This is a genomic window from Tenggerimyces flavus (assembly GCF_016907715.1).
GTDB lineage: Bacteria > Actinomycetota > Actinomycetes > Propionibacteriales > Actinopolymorphaceae > Tenggerimyces > Tenggerimyces flavus.
Window position 1 is genome coordinate 3,213,072 of the sequence record NZ_JAFBCM010000001.1, and the last position, 13,652, is coordinate 3,226,723.

Here is a 13,652-nt window from a genome sequence, read left to right on the forward strand (position 1 = left end):
CAAGACGTGGCTGACCACCGGTAAAATGCCAACCTATGCCCGTTGCCCGCCAACCCTGGGCCGGAGTGAGCTCGCAGCTCTGGCCGTCCGGCGGCATGCACCTGTGGCCGTCAGGCGGTACGAGCGCGGCGCACTCCCACGACCGTGGCCACCTGGTCTACGCAGCCCGAGGTGTCCTGTCCGTCCACACCGAGCGCGGCACGTCGGTCGTCCCCGCCAACCGCATTGCCTGGATCCCCGCCGGGTTCGCGCACCACCACCGTGCGCACGGCGAGACCGACATGCGGATCGAGGTCGTCCCAACGTCACTCGCGCGGCGGATTCCAGACCATCCAGTCGTCTTCAAGGCCTCCGACCTCGCCCGCGAGCTCCTGCTCAGCCTCACCAGCCCCCGCGAGTACGACCGCACAGCTCGCGACCGTGTCCGTCGCGTACTCATAGATGAGCTCCAAGAAGCGCACGAGCAGCCACTCCAGCTGCCCGAGCCAAGCGACGACCGGCTGCGAGCCCTCGCGCGGAAGCTGTACGAGGAACCCGCGGACAACACCCCTCTCGCCGAGCTGGGAAGGACGATCGGCGCCAGCGCCCGCACGCTCAGCCGGCTGTTGCACGACGAGCTCGGCATGACCTTCTACGAGTGGCGCACCCAGCTCCGCGTCTCGCACGCGCTCGTCCTGCTCGCCGAAGGCCACGACGCCACCCACGTCGCCCGCGCGTGCGGGTGGGCCAACCCGAGCAGCTTCATCGCCGCGTTCACCCAGCTCGTCGGCACCACACCGGGGCGATACCGAGCCGGATCTCAGTAACAAACAGCGGAAATTACGTATTCGTACGGATGCCTCGCGATCCCACCGAATGCTGGAATACGTCGCATGAAGCGGCGCGGATTTCTCCAGGGTGTCATCGCGGCAGGTGTCGTGGCGGGCTTCGACACCGCGACCGGACAGTGGGTACGCGAAGCGCAGGCGGCTCCGAAGGGCACGTACGCGCCGTTGCCACAGCTCGACGGCGTGGTCGTGATGGGCGACGCCGATCTTGCGGCGGACAGCACCGACGAGGGCAACATCGTTCATCACCGGCCGTGGGCCATCCTCCGTCCCGGCTCCGCCCAGGACATCGCCAGCATGGTCGCGTACTGCCGCCAGAACGGGCTGAAGCTCGCACCCCGCGGCGAGGCGCACTCCGTCTACGGCCAGTCGCTCGTCGAGAACGGGCTCGTCGTCGAGACCCGCTGGCTCGACACGATCCACAGCATCGGCACCACTGTCGCCGACGTTGACGCCGGCGTGCTCTGGAAGACGCTGCTCGCCCAGACGACGGCGAAGGGCGTGACGTGCCCGGTCTTCACCGGCTACATCGAGCTCACCGTCGGCGGCACGCTGTCGGTCGGCGGCATCGCCACGACCGGCATCGAGGGCGCGCAGGTCGACCGCGTCCGCGAGCTGCAGGTCGTCACCGGCGCCGGCCAGATCGTGTGGTGCTCCGAGACCGTGAACGCCGACCTGTTCCAGGGCGTACTCGCGGGCTTCGGTCAGTTCGGCATCATCACCCGCGCGAAGCTCGACCTCGTCCCCGCGCCGACCAAGATGCGGCAGTGGAGCCTGCTCTACGCGAACCCCCGCACGTTCTTCAAGGACCTCCGCACGATCCTCGGCAGAGGCGAGATTCCCCATGCGTACGGGCAAGTCGCGATGCCCGCGCTCGCGGTCGCCGCCGACCCCACCCCGCTGCTGCCGCCGCTGGACAAGCTGCTCCAGCTGCTCGAGGCGCTCACGTCGCCGCTCACCCGCGGCCTCGGCTCGGTCATCTCCGTGCCTGCCCTGCCGCTGCCGACACCGTGGCTGTACGTGCTCAACCTCGCCATCCCGTACGAGCCCGGCACACCACCGAACGGCGCCAGGCTGCTGCGCGGCATGAACGACCTCTGGCTGCTCCGCCAGCAGTACGACCGCGACTACACCGACTACGTCCTGCGCGTCGACGAGCTGATCAACCTGCTCAAGGGACTCGGCCTCTGGAACGGCGTACCGCACCCGTGGATCGACGTGTTCCTGCCGGGCGAGGAGGTCGAGGACTTCGTCATCGACACGTTCAACGACCTCACGTTCGACGACGTCGGCCTCGCCGGCTTCGGCCTGCTGTTCCCGCAGCGGCGGGACAAGCTCACCCGGCCGAACCTCCGCGTGCCCGACACCCAGAGCGGCTGGGTGTACCTGTTCGACGTTCTCACCTCGGCCCCGCTGCCCGGACCCAACACTGCCTTCGTCGCCGAGAAGCTCGCCCGCAACCGGCAGATCTACGAACGCGCCCGAGCCGGCGGCGGGACGCTCTACCCGATCAGCGCGGCACCGATGCAGGCCGCCGACTGGGCACAGCAATACGGCTCCCGCTACGCGACCATGCAGGCGCTCAAGGCGCAGCACGACCCGGACCGGATCCTCACCCCCGGGATCGCCGTCTTCCCTTAGTGGGAAGGGCGTTCACACCTCGAGGTCGTGACGGATCGGTCGCTCCTCGTGCTCGCGTAGGGTGCCAGCAACAACGGTGCCCGAACGGCGAGGGAGCTGGCCATGCGGGAGCGGCTCACCGTGCTCGGGACGACCGATTTGCACGGGAACGTCTTCAACTGGGACTACTACAACAACCGCGCGTACGACGATCGCGACGGCGACGAGATCGGTCTCGCGAAGATCGCGACGCTCGTCGCGGAGGTCCGCGCCGAGCGAGGTGCCCAACGTACGTTGCTGATCGACGCCGGCGACACGATCCAGGGCACGCAGCTCGCCTACTACTACGCGAAGATCGAGCCGGCCAGCGAACGGCAGCTCCACCCGATGGCGGCGGCGATGAACGCGATCGGGTTCGACGCGGCGGCGCTCGGCAACCACGAGTTCAACTACGGCATCCCGCTGCTGCGCGCGTGGCAGGAGCAGCTCGAGTTCCCGTTGCTCGGCGCGAACGCGCTGGACTGGAGCTCGGACCGGCCGGTGTTCCCGCCGTACGTGATCAAGAGCGTCCGTGTGCGCGACGACCTGCGCCCGGTCCGCGTCGGCATCCTCGGGCTCACCAACCCGGGCATCGCGATCTGGGACAAAGCGCACGTCGAGGGGCAGATGCGCTTCCCCGGTCTGGTCGAGCAGGCGCGCGTCTGGGTGCCGCGGCTGCGGCTCCGCACCGACGTGCTGATCGTCGCCGCCCACTCCGGCCTCGGCACGTCCTCCTCGTACGGCGACGCGATCCTGTACCCCGAGAACGCCAGCATCCTGTTGGCCCAGCAGGTCCCCGGCATCGACGCGATCCTGGTCGGGCACCAGCACGCCGAGATCGCCGAACGGTTCGTCACGAACGTCACGACGGGCGCGAAGGTGCTGCTCACCGAGCCCGCGTACTGGGGCAAGCGGCTGAGTGTGATCGACCTCGACCTGCGCTGGTCTCTCGCCGACGGCTGGTCGGTGCTGGACAAGCACGCGAGCATCCTGGACAGCAGTTCCGTGCCGGAGGACCCGGAGATCGTGCGGCTGCTGAAGGGCGACCACGACAAGGTCGTCGCGTACGTCAACTCCGTCGTCGGGACCTGCAAGGAGGCGATGTCGGCGGCGACCGCGCGGTACGAGGACACCGCGGCGATCGACTTCGTGAACTTCGTCCAGGCGGAGACGGTGAAGGCCGCGCTGGCGGGGACGCCGGAGGGCTCGCTGCCGGTGCTGTCGATCGCCGCTCCGTTCAACCGCGCCGCGTCGATCCCCGCGGGTCAGGTGAGCGTGCGCGACGTCGCGGCTCTGTACGTCTTCGACAACTCGCTGCTCGCGGTCCGGCTGACCGGCGCTCAGCTGCGGTCGTACCTGGAACGTTCGGCGGAGTACTTCCATCAGGTCGACGGACCAGGCCCGTTCCCGCCGGAGCGGCTCACGAACGCGAACGGCATGGCGGACTACCAGTACGACATCGTCGCGGGGCTCGACGCGCGGCTGACGTACGACATCGACATCGCCCGGCCGCTGGGCCACCGGATCGTCTCGCTCGCATACGGCGGGGCGCCGGTCCGCGCGGACCAGGAGTTCGTGGTCGCGATCAACAACTACCGACAGTCCGGCGGCGGGAACTTCCCGCATGTCGCGACGGCGCCGGTGCTCTACAACCGGCAGGCGGAGATCCGGCAGCTGCTGATCGACTGGGTGCGCGAGGTCGGGGCGATCGACCCGGGCGTCTTCGCCGCGGTGGACTGGCGGCTGGTCGCGGATGGCGCGCCTGTGGTCGTCACGCCCTGAGGCCGGTCGTCGGGGGAAAGTCCGGGGGATGCCGGATCGTTCGCAGAGCGGTCGCAACGGACGATGGAGACATGTCGAACCGCATGAAATACATTCTCGGCGGGGCGGTCGTCAGCCTCCTCGCCCTTTGGTGGCTGCCGGGCTGGCTCGCCACGTTGATCGTCTTCGCCGTCATCGCCGCGCCCGTCGTTGGTTATCTGATGCTCGACCCGTCCCAGCGGCGTCGGCTGCAGCGCCTGCGCGAACGCAAGCAGCTGCCGTGACGCTTCGCCGCGAGGGTCGTTGCCCCAGGCTCTGATCAGGGCAATGATCGGCGGATGCACCAGGCCATGGAGGAGGGGCCGTTCGAGGCGGTACCGCTCGCCGAGCTCTTCCCCGACATCGAAGCCCCCGAGGTTCTCGTGATGAGGTTGGTAGCGCTCGCCCTCGACTCCGCGAGGCCTCCGGAGGACGCGCCGACGTGGTACTGGTCCATCGACAACGCCGCCTTCCCAGGTCCGAAGACCGTGGGAACCGCTGTCTTTCTCAGCACAGCTGTGTCGATCGGCGACCGTTCCGACTGGACCGAGCTGGACATCGACGCCAGCTGGACCCGCCAAGGCATGCGCGAGGTGACGGCTTCGGTAGGCGTGACTTGCTTCTGCGACGTCGATCACGGCACTCACTACGTCGAGCAACTCAGCCTGATCGCCAACGGCTACAGCTCGCTGAGCAGACGGTTGGAGCGGGCGGTAGAACAGGTGCTGGCCTGGCTGGCCGGGCCGCTCGAACCGGCGTACTGGCGGGCGCGAGCGGGACTTCCCTCAGACCAGTGACGACCGGCCACCGGGTGCCAGAGCGGCGGCGATGGCGGCGGCCAGCGTGGGGGCTTCCGACTCCTCCAGCGTGGTCACCGTCACGCGGAGGCCCGGGCGGCTCGCGATCCGGAAGATCTGACCCGGTGCCACGACCCACCCCGCCTCGAGCAGGCGGACCGCCGCGCTCGTCTCGTCGCTGACCGGGATCCACACGTTCAACCCCGAGGTCCCGTGCGCCTCGATGCCGCGGGCGGCGAGCGCGCCCAGCAGGGCCGAGCGGCGGGCGTCGTACGTACGCCGAGCCTGATCCACCAGCGATGTGACCTCCGGGTCCGTCCACAGCGCCACCACCAGCGACTGCAGCACCGTCGACACCCAGCGTGCGCCGAGCCACTGGCGGCCCTCGACCCGGCTCACCGTCTCCGCGTCGCCCGCGAGCACCGCGCACCGCAGATCCGGCCCGAACGGCTTGGACAGCGAACGAATCACCGCCCACGAATCCGTCGAAGCGGCCAACGAGTGCAACGGCTCGCTCGCCAGCTCGCCGGCGTGGTCGTCGTCCACCACCAGCACGTCCGGGAAGTCGTCCAGCACCTCGCGCAGCTCGGCCGCACGACCCCGGGGCAGGCTCGCTCCGGTCGGGTTCTGCGCGCGGCTGGTCACCACGACCGCCTTGGCGCCGCGGTGGAGCGCGATCGCCAGGCCGTCCGGCTCGAGGCCGTCGGGATCGACGGGGCAGGGGACGGCGCGCAGGTTCATCGCGGCGAGCAGGTCGAGGACGCCGTGCCAGCCCGGGTCCTCCACCGCGACCGCGTCGCCGGGCCGCAGATGGGCGGCCAGCGAACGTTCTATCCCATCCAGGCAGCCGCTGGTCACCGTGAGGTGGTCGGCTGGCACGTCGTCCGCCGCCAGCCGCTCCCGCGCCAGCGCGGCGAGCTCGGGCACCGTGCTCGGCGCGCCGTACAGCACCTTCTCCGGATCCAGCCGCCGCAGCCGCGGGCCGAAGGCGGGCAGGAACGCCGGGTCCGGGTTGCCCGCCGACAGGTCCCGCGCGCCGGGAGGCACCGGCAGCCGCAGCTGGGACCGCGCTACGGTAGCCGGCTTGGCGAGCACCCGCGTCCCTCGCCGACCGTCCGTCGACACCACCCCGCGTTGGCGGAGCGCCTGGTACGCGGTCGCGACCGTGCCCGGCGACACCCCGAGCGTCGCGGCGAGCGTCCGGACCGGCGGCAGCTGCGCCCCGGGCGCGAGGTCGCCCGTCCGGACCGCGTTTTCCACATCGGCGGAGATCGCGTTGGACGTAGCCCCGCGAGGCGAATATCGTAGTGACACAATCGCTAGTTTGTACCAGTACGAATGGAACGGCAATGGTGGCAGGTCTGGGAAAGTGGTTCGAGGCACCGGTCCTCAGCGGGCGGTACGTCCGGCTGGAGCCGATGTCGCTCGATCACGTCGACGGACTCCTCGCGATGCCGCAGGACAAGCTGGTCTTCGAGCACCTGCGGTACGGCCCGTTCCACCGCCGCGAGGAGGCCGAACGGTACGTCCGCGAGGCGCTCGCCGACCACGAGTCGCCGCTCGCGCGCCGCGTGCCCTGGATCCAGCTCGACGTCCGCGACGGCGGCCCGGGCGTCGTGGCCGGCTCGACCTCGTACTACGAGATCCACCCCGAGTTCCGCTCGATCACGATCGGCGGCACCTGGCTCGGCACGCCCTGGTGGCGGACCGGGCTCAACACCGAGTCCAAGCTGCTGCTGCTCCAGCGCGCGTTCGACGACCTCGGCGCCGTCCGCGTCGTCTGGCACGCCGACATCCGCAACACCCGCTCGCAGGAGGCGATCGCCCGGCTGGGCGCGACCCGCGAGGGCGTGCTGCGCAAGCACATGCCGCGGCGGGACGGCTCGTGGCGCGACTCGGTGAAGTTCGCGATGACCGACGAGGACTGGCCGGGCGTCCGGGACCAGCTGACCGCACGACTGGAGGCTTCATGACCGACTGGTACGAGCAGCCGGTGCTCACCGGCAAGCACGTCCGGCTCGAGCCCATTGCCCTCGAGCACGCCCCGGAACTGCTCGCGGCGGCGGACGACGACGCCGTGTTCCAGCACCTGACCAGGGGCCGGTTGTCGTCGCAGGACGACGCCGTCGACTTCGTCCGCTGGGCGGAAGACCTGCGGGAACGACGTGTGCTGATGCCGTTCGCTCAGCTCGACGTCCGCGGCCGCGGCGCGGGGGAGGTCGCCGGGCATACGTCGTACTACGAGATCAGCCCGGACAGCAGGTCGATCGCGATCGGCTACACCTGGCTCGGCAAGCGCTGGTGGCGGACCGGGCTCAACACCGAGTCCAAGCTGCTGCTGCTGACGCACGCGTTCGACACGCTCGGCGCCGTCCGCGTGGTGTGGCACACCGACATCCGCAACGAGCGCTCGCAGGCCGCGATCGCCCGCCTCGGCGCGGCCCGCGAGGGCGTGCTCCGCAAGCACAAGGTGCGCCGGGACGGGACTTGGCGGGACACCGTGCAGTTCGCGATGACCGACGACGACTGGCCCGACGTTCGCGCCCGGCTGACGGCCCGGCTCGAAGCGGCGTGACCAGAATGGGAGTCTCCCGGGTGCCTTGTTCGTTGGGATGGCAGAGAATAGGGATCCACGCGGGACCCGGACGTGCCGTCGAAAGGGACGAAGCATGAAAAAGATCAGGGCCTACCAGGCCGGCGGCGTCGTCGCGGGTCTGCTTCTGTGGTGGATCCTGCCCGGCTTCATCGGCGCGATCGTCGGGGTCCTCGTGATCATCGCCGCCGTCGCCGCACCGGCGATCGGCTACGCGATGCTCGACCCGTCGCAGCGCCGCCGCCTGGACCGGCTCCGGGAGCGCAAGCAGATCTAGGACGCGAGGAAGAACAGCGTCGCCAGGGTCACCGGCAGCGGTCGTTCCATATTCGACATGTGTCCGGCGCCCGGGAGGTCGATCCGGGTCGACCTCGGGATGAACGTGTCGAGCGCGGTCGACGCTGCCTGGAACTCGGGCTCGTCGAGCGTGCCGATCAGCACCAGCGTCTTCGCCCGCACCTGACCGAGCCGGGAGAACGTCGGCGGCCGGATCTGGAACGCGGGATTGAAGAACAGGCTGCAGTCGCAGCCGCCGATGATCTTCTCCAGCTGCGGCCGCACCTTCGGGTCGCCGAACGAGGTAGCGAACAAGGGGTCGCGCAGCCAAGCCCGCAGGGCGGCGGCGCGGCCCTGCTGCTTGTCGATCTCGAGGTAGGTCGGGATGCGCTGCAGGACGTTCGGTGTCGGGTAGGCGAACCCGTTGATGCCGCTGTCGATCAGCACCAGCTTCGCGACTCGTTCGGGACGGGTCGCCGCGACCTCGGTCACCGCGTTGCCGCCGAGGGACTGGCCGACGAGGTGGGCCCGGTCGATGCCGAGCGCGTCCATGAACCCGACGACGTTGTCGTGCAGGCCGACCGGCGCGGTGACCGGGTCGGACCTGCCGTGGCCGCGCAGGTCGAAGCGGTAGGTGAGGAACGTCGAGGCCAGGACGCCGAACTGCTGGTCCCACATGCGGTGGTCGAGGCTCAGCCCGTGCACGAGGATCACCGGGGTCCGGTGCGCGGCGTGCCGCGGGCCCTTGACCTCGTAGAACAACCGGGCGCCGTCGACCTCGACGTAGCCGGAGCGATGGATGGACGGGGCGGCCTCGGCGGCGGCCGGCACGAGCGTGGCCAGCAGAAGAGCGGCGAAGGCGGTGGCGAGCAGGCGAGCGATCACGGCACCGATGGTCGTCGCGGACGACCGCCGTCGGCATCGGCAGCGGCTGCCTAACTCACCCGACGAGGCTGCCTAGGCCGTGTCTCTTGACTATCGCCTGACGCGCGACACCTCGCATCCCGCCTGGCCGCGGTCCAGTTCGTCACCCAGAGGACAAACTATGAATTCCTCCTGCACCACGCCCAGCCGGGCGCGAGGCGCCGCGCGCCATCGCGCTACGCGCGATGACCGACGCTACTCAAGAGACACGGCCTAGCTCAGCGACTGGATCAGAGACTCCTGGACCCAGCCGAGCCACACGTACACGCCGTAGACGTGGCGGCGGGGATCCTCCTCGGGGAGCTTCTCCCACGCGTCCTCGTCGTCCTGCTCCACACCCAGCCGCGTACCCAGGGCGAGCCGCAGGTCGGTGAACGTGCGCAACCAGGACTGGGTCTCCTCCGGGTTCAGCGACACCGTCACCTGGTCGGAGTACTCCGGGTCGCCGAGCGACTCCAGCACGAGCTCGGCGTTCTTCACCTTGCCGTCGCGCAGCCCGCGCTCGGTGAACCGGCGGAAGTCGCCCGCGGACTCGTCGTCGTCCTCGTACGCCGTCGGGAACAGCCGTTGGAGGACGGCGTCCTCGGGCGGCTCGGGCGAGCCCAGGTCGCCGACGATCGCGGCCAGGGAATCCTCCGCGACCTCCGACCGGCGCGGCGGTACGTCGTCGTAGATGAGCTCGACCAGCTCGCCGACCAGCCCGCGCAGCAGCCGGACCTCGTCGGCGACGAACGTCGCGGACACCACCCCGTGCCGCGACCGGAAGCCAGTCGTCATCTCACCTCATGCCTTTTCGGAGCCGGTCTTCTGCAGTGTCGCCCATAGACCGTAGCCGTGCAGGGCCTCGACGTCGCGCTCCATCTCCTCGCGGCTGCCGCTCGACACGATCGCCTTGCCCTTCTTGTGGACGTCCATCATCAGCTTCTCGGCCTTCTTCTTGGAGTAGCCGAAATAGCTCTGGAAGACGTACGTCACATAGGACATCAGGTTGATCGGGTCGTTCCAGACGATCGTGACCCACGGCAGGTCCGGCAGGACGACGTCATCGACCTCTGGCTCGTCCAGCTCGACAGGTGCGGTGCTCACGGTGAACTATCGTGTCACGACCCCATCAAACGTGCCGGACTACCCTTCTGCCATGGGACGGGTCACATCGCTGCTCACCGACCAGTACGAGCTCACCATGCTCCGGTCGGCCCTGCAGAGCGGCACGGCCGATCGGCACGCGGTCTTCGAGGTCTTCGGCCGCCGGCTGCCTGACGGGCGGCGGTACGGCGTGGTCGCCGGCACCGGCCGGCTGCTCGAGGCGCTGGAGCATTTCCGCTTCGACGAGTCCGTTCTCGCCTACCTGCGCGAGCGCGAGATCGTCGACGAGCGGACGGCCGCATGGCTCGCCGACTACCGGTTCGGCGGCGACATCTGGGGCTACCCGGAGGGGGAGTGCTACTTCCCGGGCTCGCCGATCCTCGTCGTCGAGGGGACGTTCGCCGAGGCTGTCCTGTTGGAGACGTTGGCGCTGTCGATCCTCAACCACGACACGGCGATCGCCTCGGCCGCGTCCCGGATGGTGGTCGCGGCCGCGGACCGGCCGATCATCGAGATGGGCTCGCGGCGTACGCACGAGCGGGCGGCGCTGGCATCGGCGCGGTCGGCATACCTCGCAGGCTTCGCGTCCACCTCCAACCTCGAGGCGGGCCGGCTGTACGACATCCCGACCCGCGGGACCAGCGCGCACTCGTTCACGCTGCTGCACGACACCGAGCAGGCGGCGTTCGAGGCGCAGGTCGCCGCGCTCGGCGCCGGGACGACGCTGCTGGTGGACACGTACGACGTGCACGCCGGCGTCGCCGCGGCGGTCGAGGCCGCGGGGCCGTCGTTGGGGGCGGTACGCATCGACTCCGGCGACCTGCTGATGCTCGCGCACGACGTTCGCGCTCAGCTCGACTCGCTCGGCGCCACGAAGACGCGGATCGTCGTCAGCGGTGACCTGGACGAGTACGCGATCGCCAGCCTGCGCGCCGCGCCAGTCGACGCGTACGGCGTCGGCACCTCGGTCGTGACCGGCAGCGGGGCGCCGACGGCGGAGCTCGTCTACAAGCTGGTGGCGCGGTCGGAGTCGTCCGACGCGTCCTCGCCGATGGTCGGGGTGGCGAAGCGCTCGGCCGGCAAGCCCACGCACAAGGGCCGCAAGTGGTCGCTTCGGCGGCTGGACGAGAACGACATCGCCACGGGTGAGGTGATCTCGACCCGTTCAGTGCCGGAGGGCGACGCGAACGACCGGCCGCTGCTCGTCCAGTTCGTCAAGGCCGGCGAGGTGATCTGGACCGAGCCGCTCTCGGCCGCACGCGAGCGGCACGCCCGCTCGCTCGCCGAGCTGCCGCCGACGGCGCTGAAACTGTCCCGGGGCGAGCCCGCCCTGCACACGACCTACGAGGACTCCTGACGATGACTCGCGCGCTGATTGTGGTGGACGTACAGAACGACTTCTGCGAGGGCGGGAGTCTCGCGGTGAACGGCGGGGCGGAGGTCGCGTTCGACATCGGCAACCTGCTGCGGACGTGGCACGAGGCGTCGCTGGTGGAGCGGGAGTACGACTTCGTGGTCGCCACGCGCGACCACCACGTCGACCCTGGCGCGCACTTCTCGGCGACGCCCGACTACGTCGACACCTGGCCGCCGCACTGCGTGGCCGGGACCGACGGCGCCGGCTTCCACCCGAACCTCGACCCGCAGCCGTTCGACGCGGTGTTCAGCAAGGGCGAGCACGCGGCGGCGTACTCGGGCTTCGAGGGCTTCGCGCAGGACGGCTCGGGGTTGGCGGCGTGGCTGCGGGAGCGCTCGGTCGACGCGGTCGACGTGGTGGGGATCGCGACCGACCACTGCGTGCGGGCGACGGCGGTCGACGCGGCGCGCGAGGGCTTCCAGACGACGGTCCGGTTGGAGCTCACCGCGGGCGTGGCGCTGGCCTCGACCGAGGCGGCCCTGACCCAGATGCGCGAGACCGGCTGCGTGCTGGTGGGCGCCCCGATCGTGCGCCCGTAGGCTTCCTGTCGTGCTGAGGATCGATCGGACCACGTACGAGGCCATCGTCGCGCACGCTCGCAAGGACCACCCTGACGAGGCGTGCGGGATCGTCGCGGGCCCGGAGGGCTCGGACCGGCCGGAGCGGTTCGTGCCGATGGAGAACGCCGAGCGGTCGCCGACGTTCTTCCGGTTCGACCCGCAGGAGCAGTTCAGGGTCTGGCGGGACCTCGACGACCGCGACGAGGAGCCGGTGGTGATCTACCACTCGCACACGGCGACCGAGGCGTACCCGTCGCGGACCGACATCTCCTACGCCTCCGAGCCGGGCGCGCACTACGTCGTAGTGTCGACCCGCGCGGACGAGGGGCAGGGGCCGGTGGAGTTCCGGTCGTTCCGCATCGTGGACAGCGTGGTCACAGAGGAAGACGTCGAAGTCGTCCCACCGACCTGACGGAATGAGACGCCCCGTTCGCGTGGTTCCCTTTAACGAGAGCCCGTCCGACCGACCACCTGGAGTAGCTCGCATGGCCATCGAGGTTCGCATCCCGACCATCCTCCGCACGTACACCGGCGGCTCCAAGGTCGTCGAGGCCGACGGCGCGACGCTCAAGGAGCTGCTGGACGACCTGGACGCCAAGCACGCGGGGCTGCGCGGCCGGCTCGTCGAGAACGACGACCTGCGCAAGTTCGTGAACGTGTACGTCAACGACGAGGACGTCCGTTTCCGCGGCGGTCTCGGCGCTGCGCTCTCCGACGGAGACGTGATCACGGTTCTCCCGGCCGTCGCGGGCGGCTGAGCCTTGCGGTTCGACTCGCTCCTCGACGCGATCGGGCAGACTCCGCTGGTCGGGCTGCCGAAGTTCGCGCCCGCGGAGAACGTTCGGATCTGGGCCAAGCTCGAGGACCGCAACCCGACCGGCTCGGTGAAGGACCGCGCGGCGCTTCGCATGGTCGCCGAGGCCGAGAAGGAGGGGCGGCTCCGCCCGGGCGCGACGATCCTCGAGCCGACGTCCGGCAACACCGGCATCTCGCTGGCGATGGCCGCGAAGCTCAAGGGCTACCGGCTGGTCTGTGTGATGCCGGAGAACACCTCCGAGGAACGCCGCCAGCTGCTGCGCATGTGGGGCGCGGAGATCGTCTCGTCCCCGGCCGCGGGCGGCTCGAACGAGGCCGTACGCGTGGCGAAGGGGCTCGCCGAGGAGCATCCGGACTGGGTGATGCTCTACCAGTACGGCAACCCGGCCAACGCGCTCGCGCACTACGAGGGCACCGCGCCGGAGATCCTCGCCGACCTGCCGTCGGTGACGCACGTCGTCGCCGGGCTGGGGACGACGGGGACGCTGATGGGGGTCGGACGCTTCTTCCGCGAGAACCAGCCCTCGGTCAAGATCGTGGCGGCCGAGCCGCGTTATGGCGAGCTGGTCTATGGGTTGCGCAACCTGGACGAGGGCTTCGTGCCGGAGCTGTACGACGCCCGGCTGATCGACTCGCGCTTCTCGGTGGGGCCGCGCGACGCCGTGCGCCGGGTGCGCGAGCTGCTCGAGCTGGAGGGCATGTTCGTCGGCATCTCGACGGGCGCGGTGCTGCACGCCGCGATCGCCCAGGCCCACTTGGCCGCGAAGGCAGGAGAGCGCGCCGACGTCGTGGCGATCGTCGCGGACGGCGGCTGGAAGTACCTCTCGACCGGCGCGTACGAGGGCACCCTCGACGCCGCCGAGGACACCCTCGAAGGCCAGCTCTGGGCCTGAGCCC

The 13,652-nt window shown here is 70.0% G+C and carries 17 protein-coding genes; 13 read left to right on the forward strand and 4 right to left on the reverse strand.

All coding sequences use genetic code 11. The features are described 5' to 3' along the window. The first annotated feature begins 35 nt into the window (after window positions 1–35). The 5 genes from JOD67_RS15045 (at window position 36) to JOD67_RS15065 (ending at window position 5,083) form a co-directional block, all read left to right on the forward strand. A complete protein-coding gene (locus JOD67_RS15045) occupies window positions 36–806 on the forward strand; it encodes an AraC family transcriptional regulator (RefSeq protein ID WP_239553855.1) in 771 nt (256 codons plus the stop codon). Window positions 807–872: 66 nt separating this feature from the next. Beyond that, entirely contained in the window at window positions 873–2,468 is a 1,596-nt protein-coding gene (locus JOD67_RS15050; RefSeq protein ID WP_205118108.1) for an FAD-binding protein, read from the forward strand. A gap of 102 nt (window positions 2,469–2,570) precedes the next feature. Then, the gene (locus JOD67_RS15055) at window positions 2,571–4,268 is read left to right on the forward strand and encodes a bifunctional metallophosphatase/5'-nucleotidase (RefSeq protein ID WP_205118109.1); all 1,698 of its coding nucleotides are present in this window, start codon (window positions 2,571–2,573) and stop codon (window positions 4,266–4,268) included. A 71-nt stretch (window positions 4,269–4,339) separates the two neighbouring features. Then, on the forward strand, window positions 4,340–4,531 hold the full coding sequence (locus tag JOD67_RS15060) for a tail-anchor membrane protein (protein WP_205118110.1): 192 nt from the start codon (window positions 4,340–4,342) through the stop codon (window positions 4,529–4,531). A gap of 54 nt (window positions 4,532–4,585) precedes the next feature. After that, complete coding sequence (locus JOD67_RS15065; RefSeq protein ID WP_205118112.1) at window positions 4,586–5,083, forward strand: hypothetical protein; 498 nt, start codon at window positions 4,586–4,588, stop codon at window positions 5,081–5,083. On the opposite strand, the gene JOD67_RS15070 is transcribed toward JOD67_RS15065, so the two are convergent. Then, window positions 5,072–6,397, reverse strand: coding sequence for an aminotransferase class I/II-fold pyridoxal phosphate-dependent enzyme (locus tag JOD67_RS15070; RefSeq protein WP_205118114.1), 1,326 nt, complete (start codon window positions 6,395–6,397; stop codon window positions 5,072–5,074). The two genes, JOD67_RS15065 and JOD67_RS15070, sit on opposite strands and share 12 nt — an antisense overlap. A 35-nt stretch (window positions 6,398–6,432) precedes the next feature. Here JOD67_RS15070 and JOD67_RS15075 point away from each other — a divergent pair, with 35 nt between their 5' ends. From JOD67_RS15075 to JOD67_RS15085, 3 genes are all read left to right on the forward strand, one after another. Then, window positions 6,433–7,056, forward strand: a complete 624-nt coding sequence (locus JOD67_RS15075) for a GNAT family N-acetyltransferase (RefSeq protein ID WP_205118116.1) — start codon at window positions 6,433–6,435, stop codon at window positions 7,054–7,056. Next, a complete protein-coding gene (locus tag JOD67_RS15080) occupies window positions 7,053–7,658 on the forward strand; it encodes a GNAT family N-acetyltransferase (protein ID WP_205118118.1) in 606 nt (201 codons plus the stop codon). The genes JOD67_RS15075 and JOD67_RS15080 overlap by 4 nt, the downstream gene beginning before the upstream one ends. A gap of 94 nt (window positions 7,659–7,752) precedes the next feature. Next, complete coding sequence (locus tag JOD67_RS15085; protein ID WP_205118120.1) at window positions 7,753–7,953, forward strand: tail-anchor membrane protein; 201 nt, start codon at window positions 7,753–7,755, stop codon at window positions 7,951–7,953. Here the strand turns inward: JOD67_RS15085 and JOD67_RS15090 are convergent. From JOD67_RS15090 to clpS, 3 genes are all read right to left on the reverse strand, one after another. Then, complete coding sequence (locus JOD67_RS15090) at window positions 7,950–8,837, reverse strand: alpha/beta fold hydrolase (RefSeq protein WP_205118122.1); 888 nt, start codon at window positions 8,835–8,837, stop codon at window positions 7,950–7,952. The two genes, JOD67_RS15085 and JOD67_RS15090, sit on opposite strands and share 4 nt — an antisense overlap. Before the next feature lie 252 nt (window positions 8,838–9,089). After that, entirely contained in the window at window positions 9,090–9,653 is a 564-nt protein-coding gene (locus JOD67_RS15095) for a DUF2017 domain-containing protein (protein WP_205118124.1), read from the reverse strand. Between the two features lie 6 nt (window positions 9,654–9,659). Then, window positions 9,660–9,962, reverse strand: a complete 303-nt coding sequence (clpS, locus tag JOD67_RS15100; RefSeq protein ID WP_205118126.1) for an ATP-dependent Clp protease adapter ClpS — start codon at window positions 9,960–9,962, stop codon at window positions 9,660–9,662. A 52-nt stretch (window positions 9,963–10,014) separates the two neighbouring features. Between clpS and JOD67_RS15105 the strand changes: the two genes are divergently transcribed. The 5 genes from JOD67_RS15105 to JOD67_RS15125 all read left to right on the forward strand — a co-directional run bounded on the left by JOD67_RS15105 (window position 10,015) and on the right by JOD67_RS15125 (window position 13,648). Then, window positions 10,015–11,319 carry a nicotinate phosphoribosyltransferase gene (locus tag JOD67_RS15105; RefSeq protein ID WP_205118128.1) on the forward strand — a complete coding sequence of 435 codons (1,305 nt, stop codon included), beginning with the start codon at window positions 10,015–10,017 and terminating at the stop codon, window positions 11,317–11,319. 2 nt (window positions 11,320–11,321) lie between these two features. Further along, window positions 11,322–11,918, forward strand: a complete 597-nt coding sequence (locus JOD67_RS15110; protein ID WP_205118130.1) for a nicotinamidase — start codon at window positions 11,322–11,324, stop codon at window positions 11,916–11,918. A 10-nt stretch (window positions 11,919–11,928) separates the two neighbouring features. Then, window positions 11,929–12,351, forward strand: a complete 423-nt coding sequence (locus JOD67_RS15115) for a M67 family metallopeptidase (protein WP_205118132.1) — start codon at window positions 11,929–11,931, stop codon at window positions 12,349–12,351. A 73-nt stretch (window positions 12,352–12,424) separates the two neighbouring features. After that, on the forward strand, window positions 12,425–12,697 hold the full coding sequence (locus tag JOD67_RS15120; protein WP_205118134.1) for a MoaD family protein: 273 nt from the start codon (window positions 12,425–12,427) through the stop codon (window positions 12,695–12,697). Window positions 12,698–12,700: 3 nt separating this feature from the next. Further along, window positions 12,701–13,648, forward strand: a complete 948-nt coding sequence (locus JOD67_RS15125; RefSeq protein WP_205118136.1) for a PLP-dependent cysteine synthase family protein — start codon at window positions 12,701–12,703, stop codon at window positions 13,646–13,648. Window positions 13,649–13,652: the final 4 nt, after the last annotated feature.

Excerpts from the sequence above, each read along its gene's own strand:
- JOD67_RS15045 (WP_239553855.1), top strand. The coding sequence starts at position 36 with ATGCCCGTTGCCCGCCAACCCTGGGCCGGAGTGAGCTCGCAGCTCTGG.
- JOD67_RS15050 (WP_205118108.1), top strand. The coding sequence starts at position 873 with ATGAAGCGGCGCGGATTTCTCCAGGGTGTCATCGCGGCAGGTGTCGTG.
- JOD67_RS15055 (WP_205118109.1), top strand. The coding sequence starts at position 2,571 with ATGCGGGAGCGGCTCACCGTGCTCGGGACGACCGATTTGCACGGGAAC.
- JOD67_RS15060 (WP_205118110.1), top strand. The coding sequence starts at position 4,340 with ATGTCGAACCGCATGAAATACATTCTCGGCGGGGCGGTCGTCAGCCTC.
- JOD67_RS15065 (WP_205118112.1), top strand. The coding sequence starts at position 4,586 with ATGCACCAGGCCATGGAGGAGGGGCCGTTCGAGGCGGTACCGCTCGCC.
- JOD67_RS15075 (WP_205118116.1), top strand. The coding sequence starts at position 6,433 with ATGGTGGCAGGTCTGGGAAAGTGGTTCGAGGCACCGGTCCTCAGCGGG.
- JOD67_RS15080 (WP_205118118.1), top strand. The coding sequence starts at position 7,053 with ATGACCGACTGGTACGAGCAGCCGGTGCTCACCGGCAAGCACGTCCGG.
- JOD67_RS15085 (WP_205118120.1), top strand. The coding sequence starts at position 7,753 with ATGAAAAAGATCAGGGCCTACCAGGCCGGCGGCGTCGTCGCGGGTCTG.
- JOD67_RS15095 (WP_205118124.1), bottom strand. The coding sequence starts at position 9,653 with ATGACGACTGGCTTCCGGTCGCGGCACGGGGTGGTGTCCGCGACGTTC.
- JOD67_RS15105 (WP_205118128.1), top strand. The coding sequence starts at position 10,015 with ATGGGACGGGTCACATCGCTGCTCACCGACCAGTACGAGCTCACCATG.
- JOD67_RS15110 (WP_205118130.1), top strand. The coding sequence starts at position 11,322 with ATGACTCGCGCGCTGATTGTGGTGGACGTACAGAACGACTTCTGCGAG.
- JOD67_RS15120 (WP_205118134.1), top strand. The coding sequence starts at position 12,425 with ATGGCCATCGAGGTTCGCATCCCGACCATCCTCCGCACGTACACCGGC.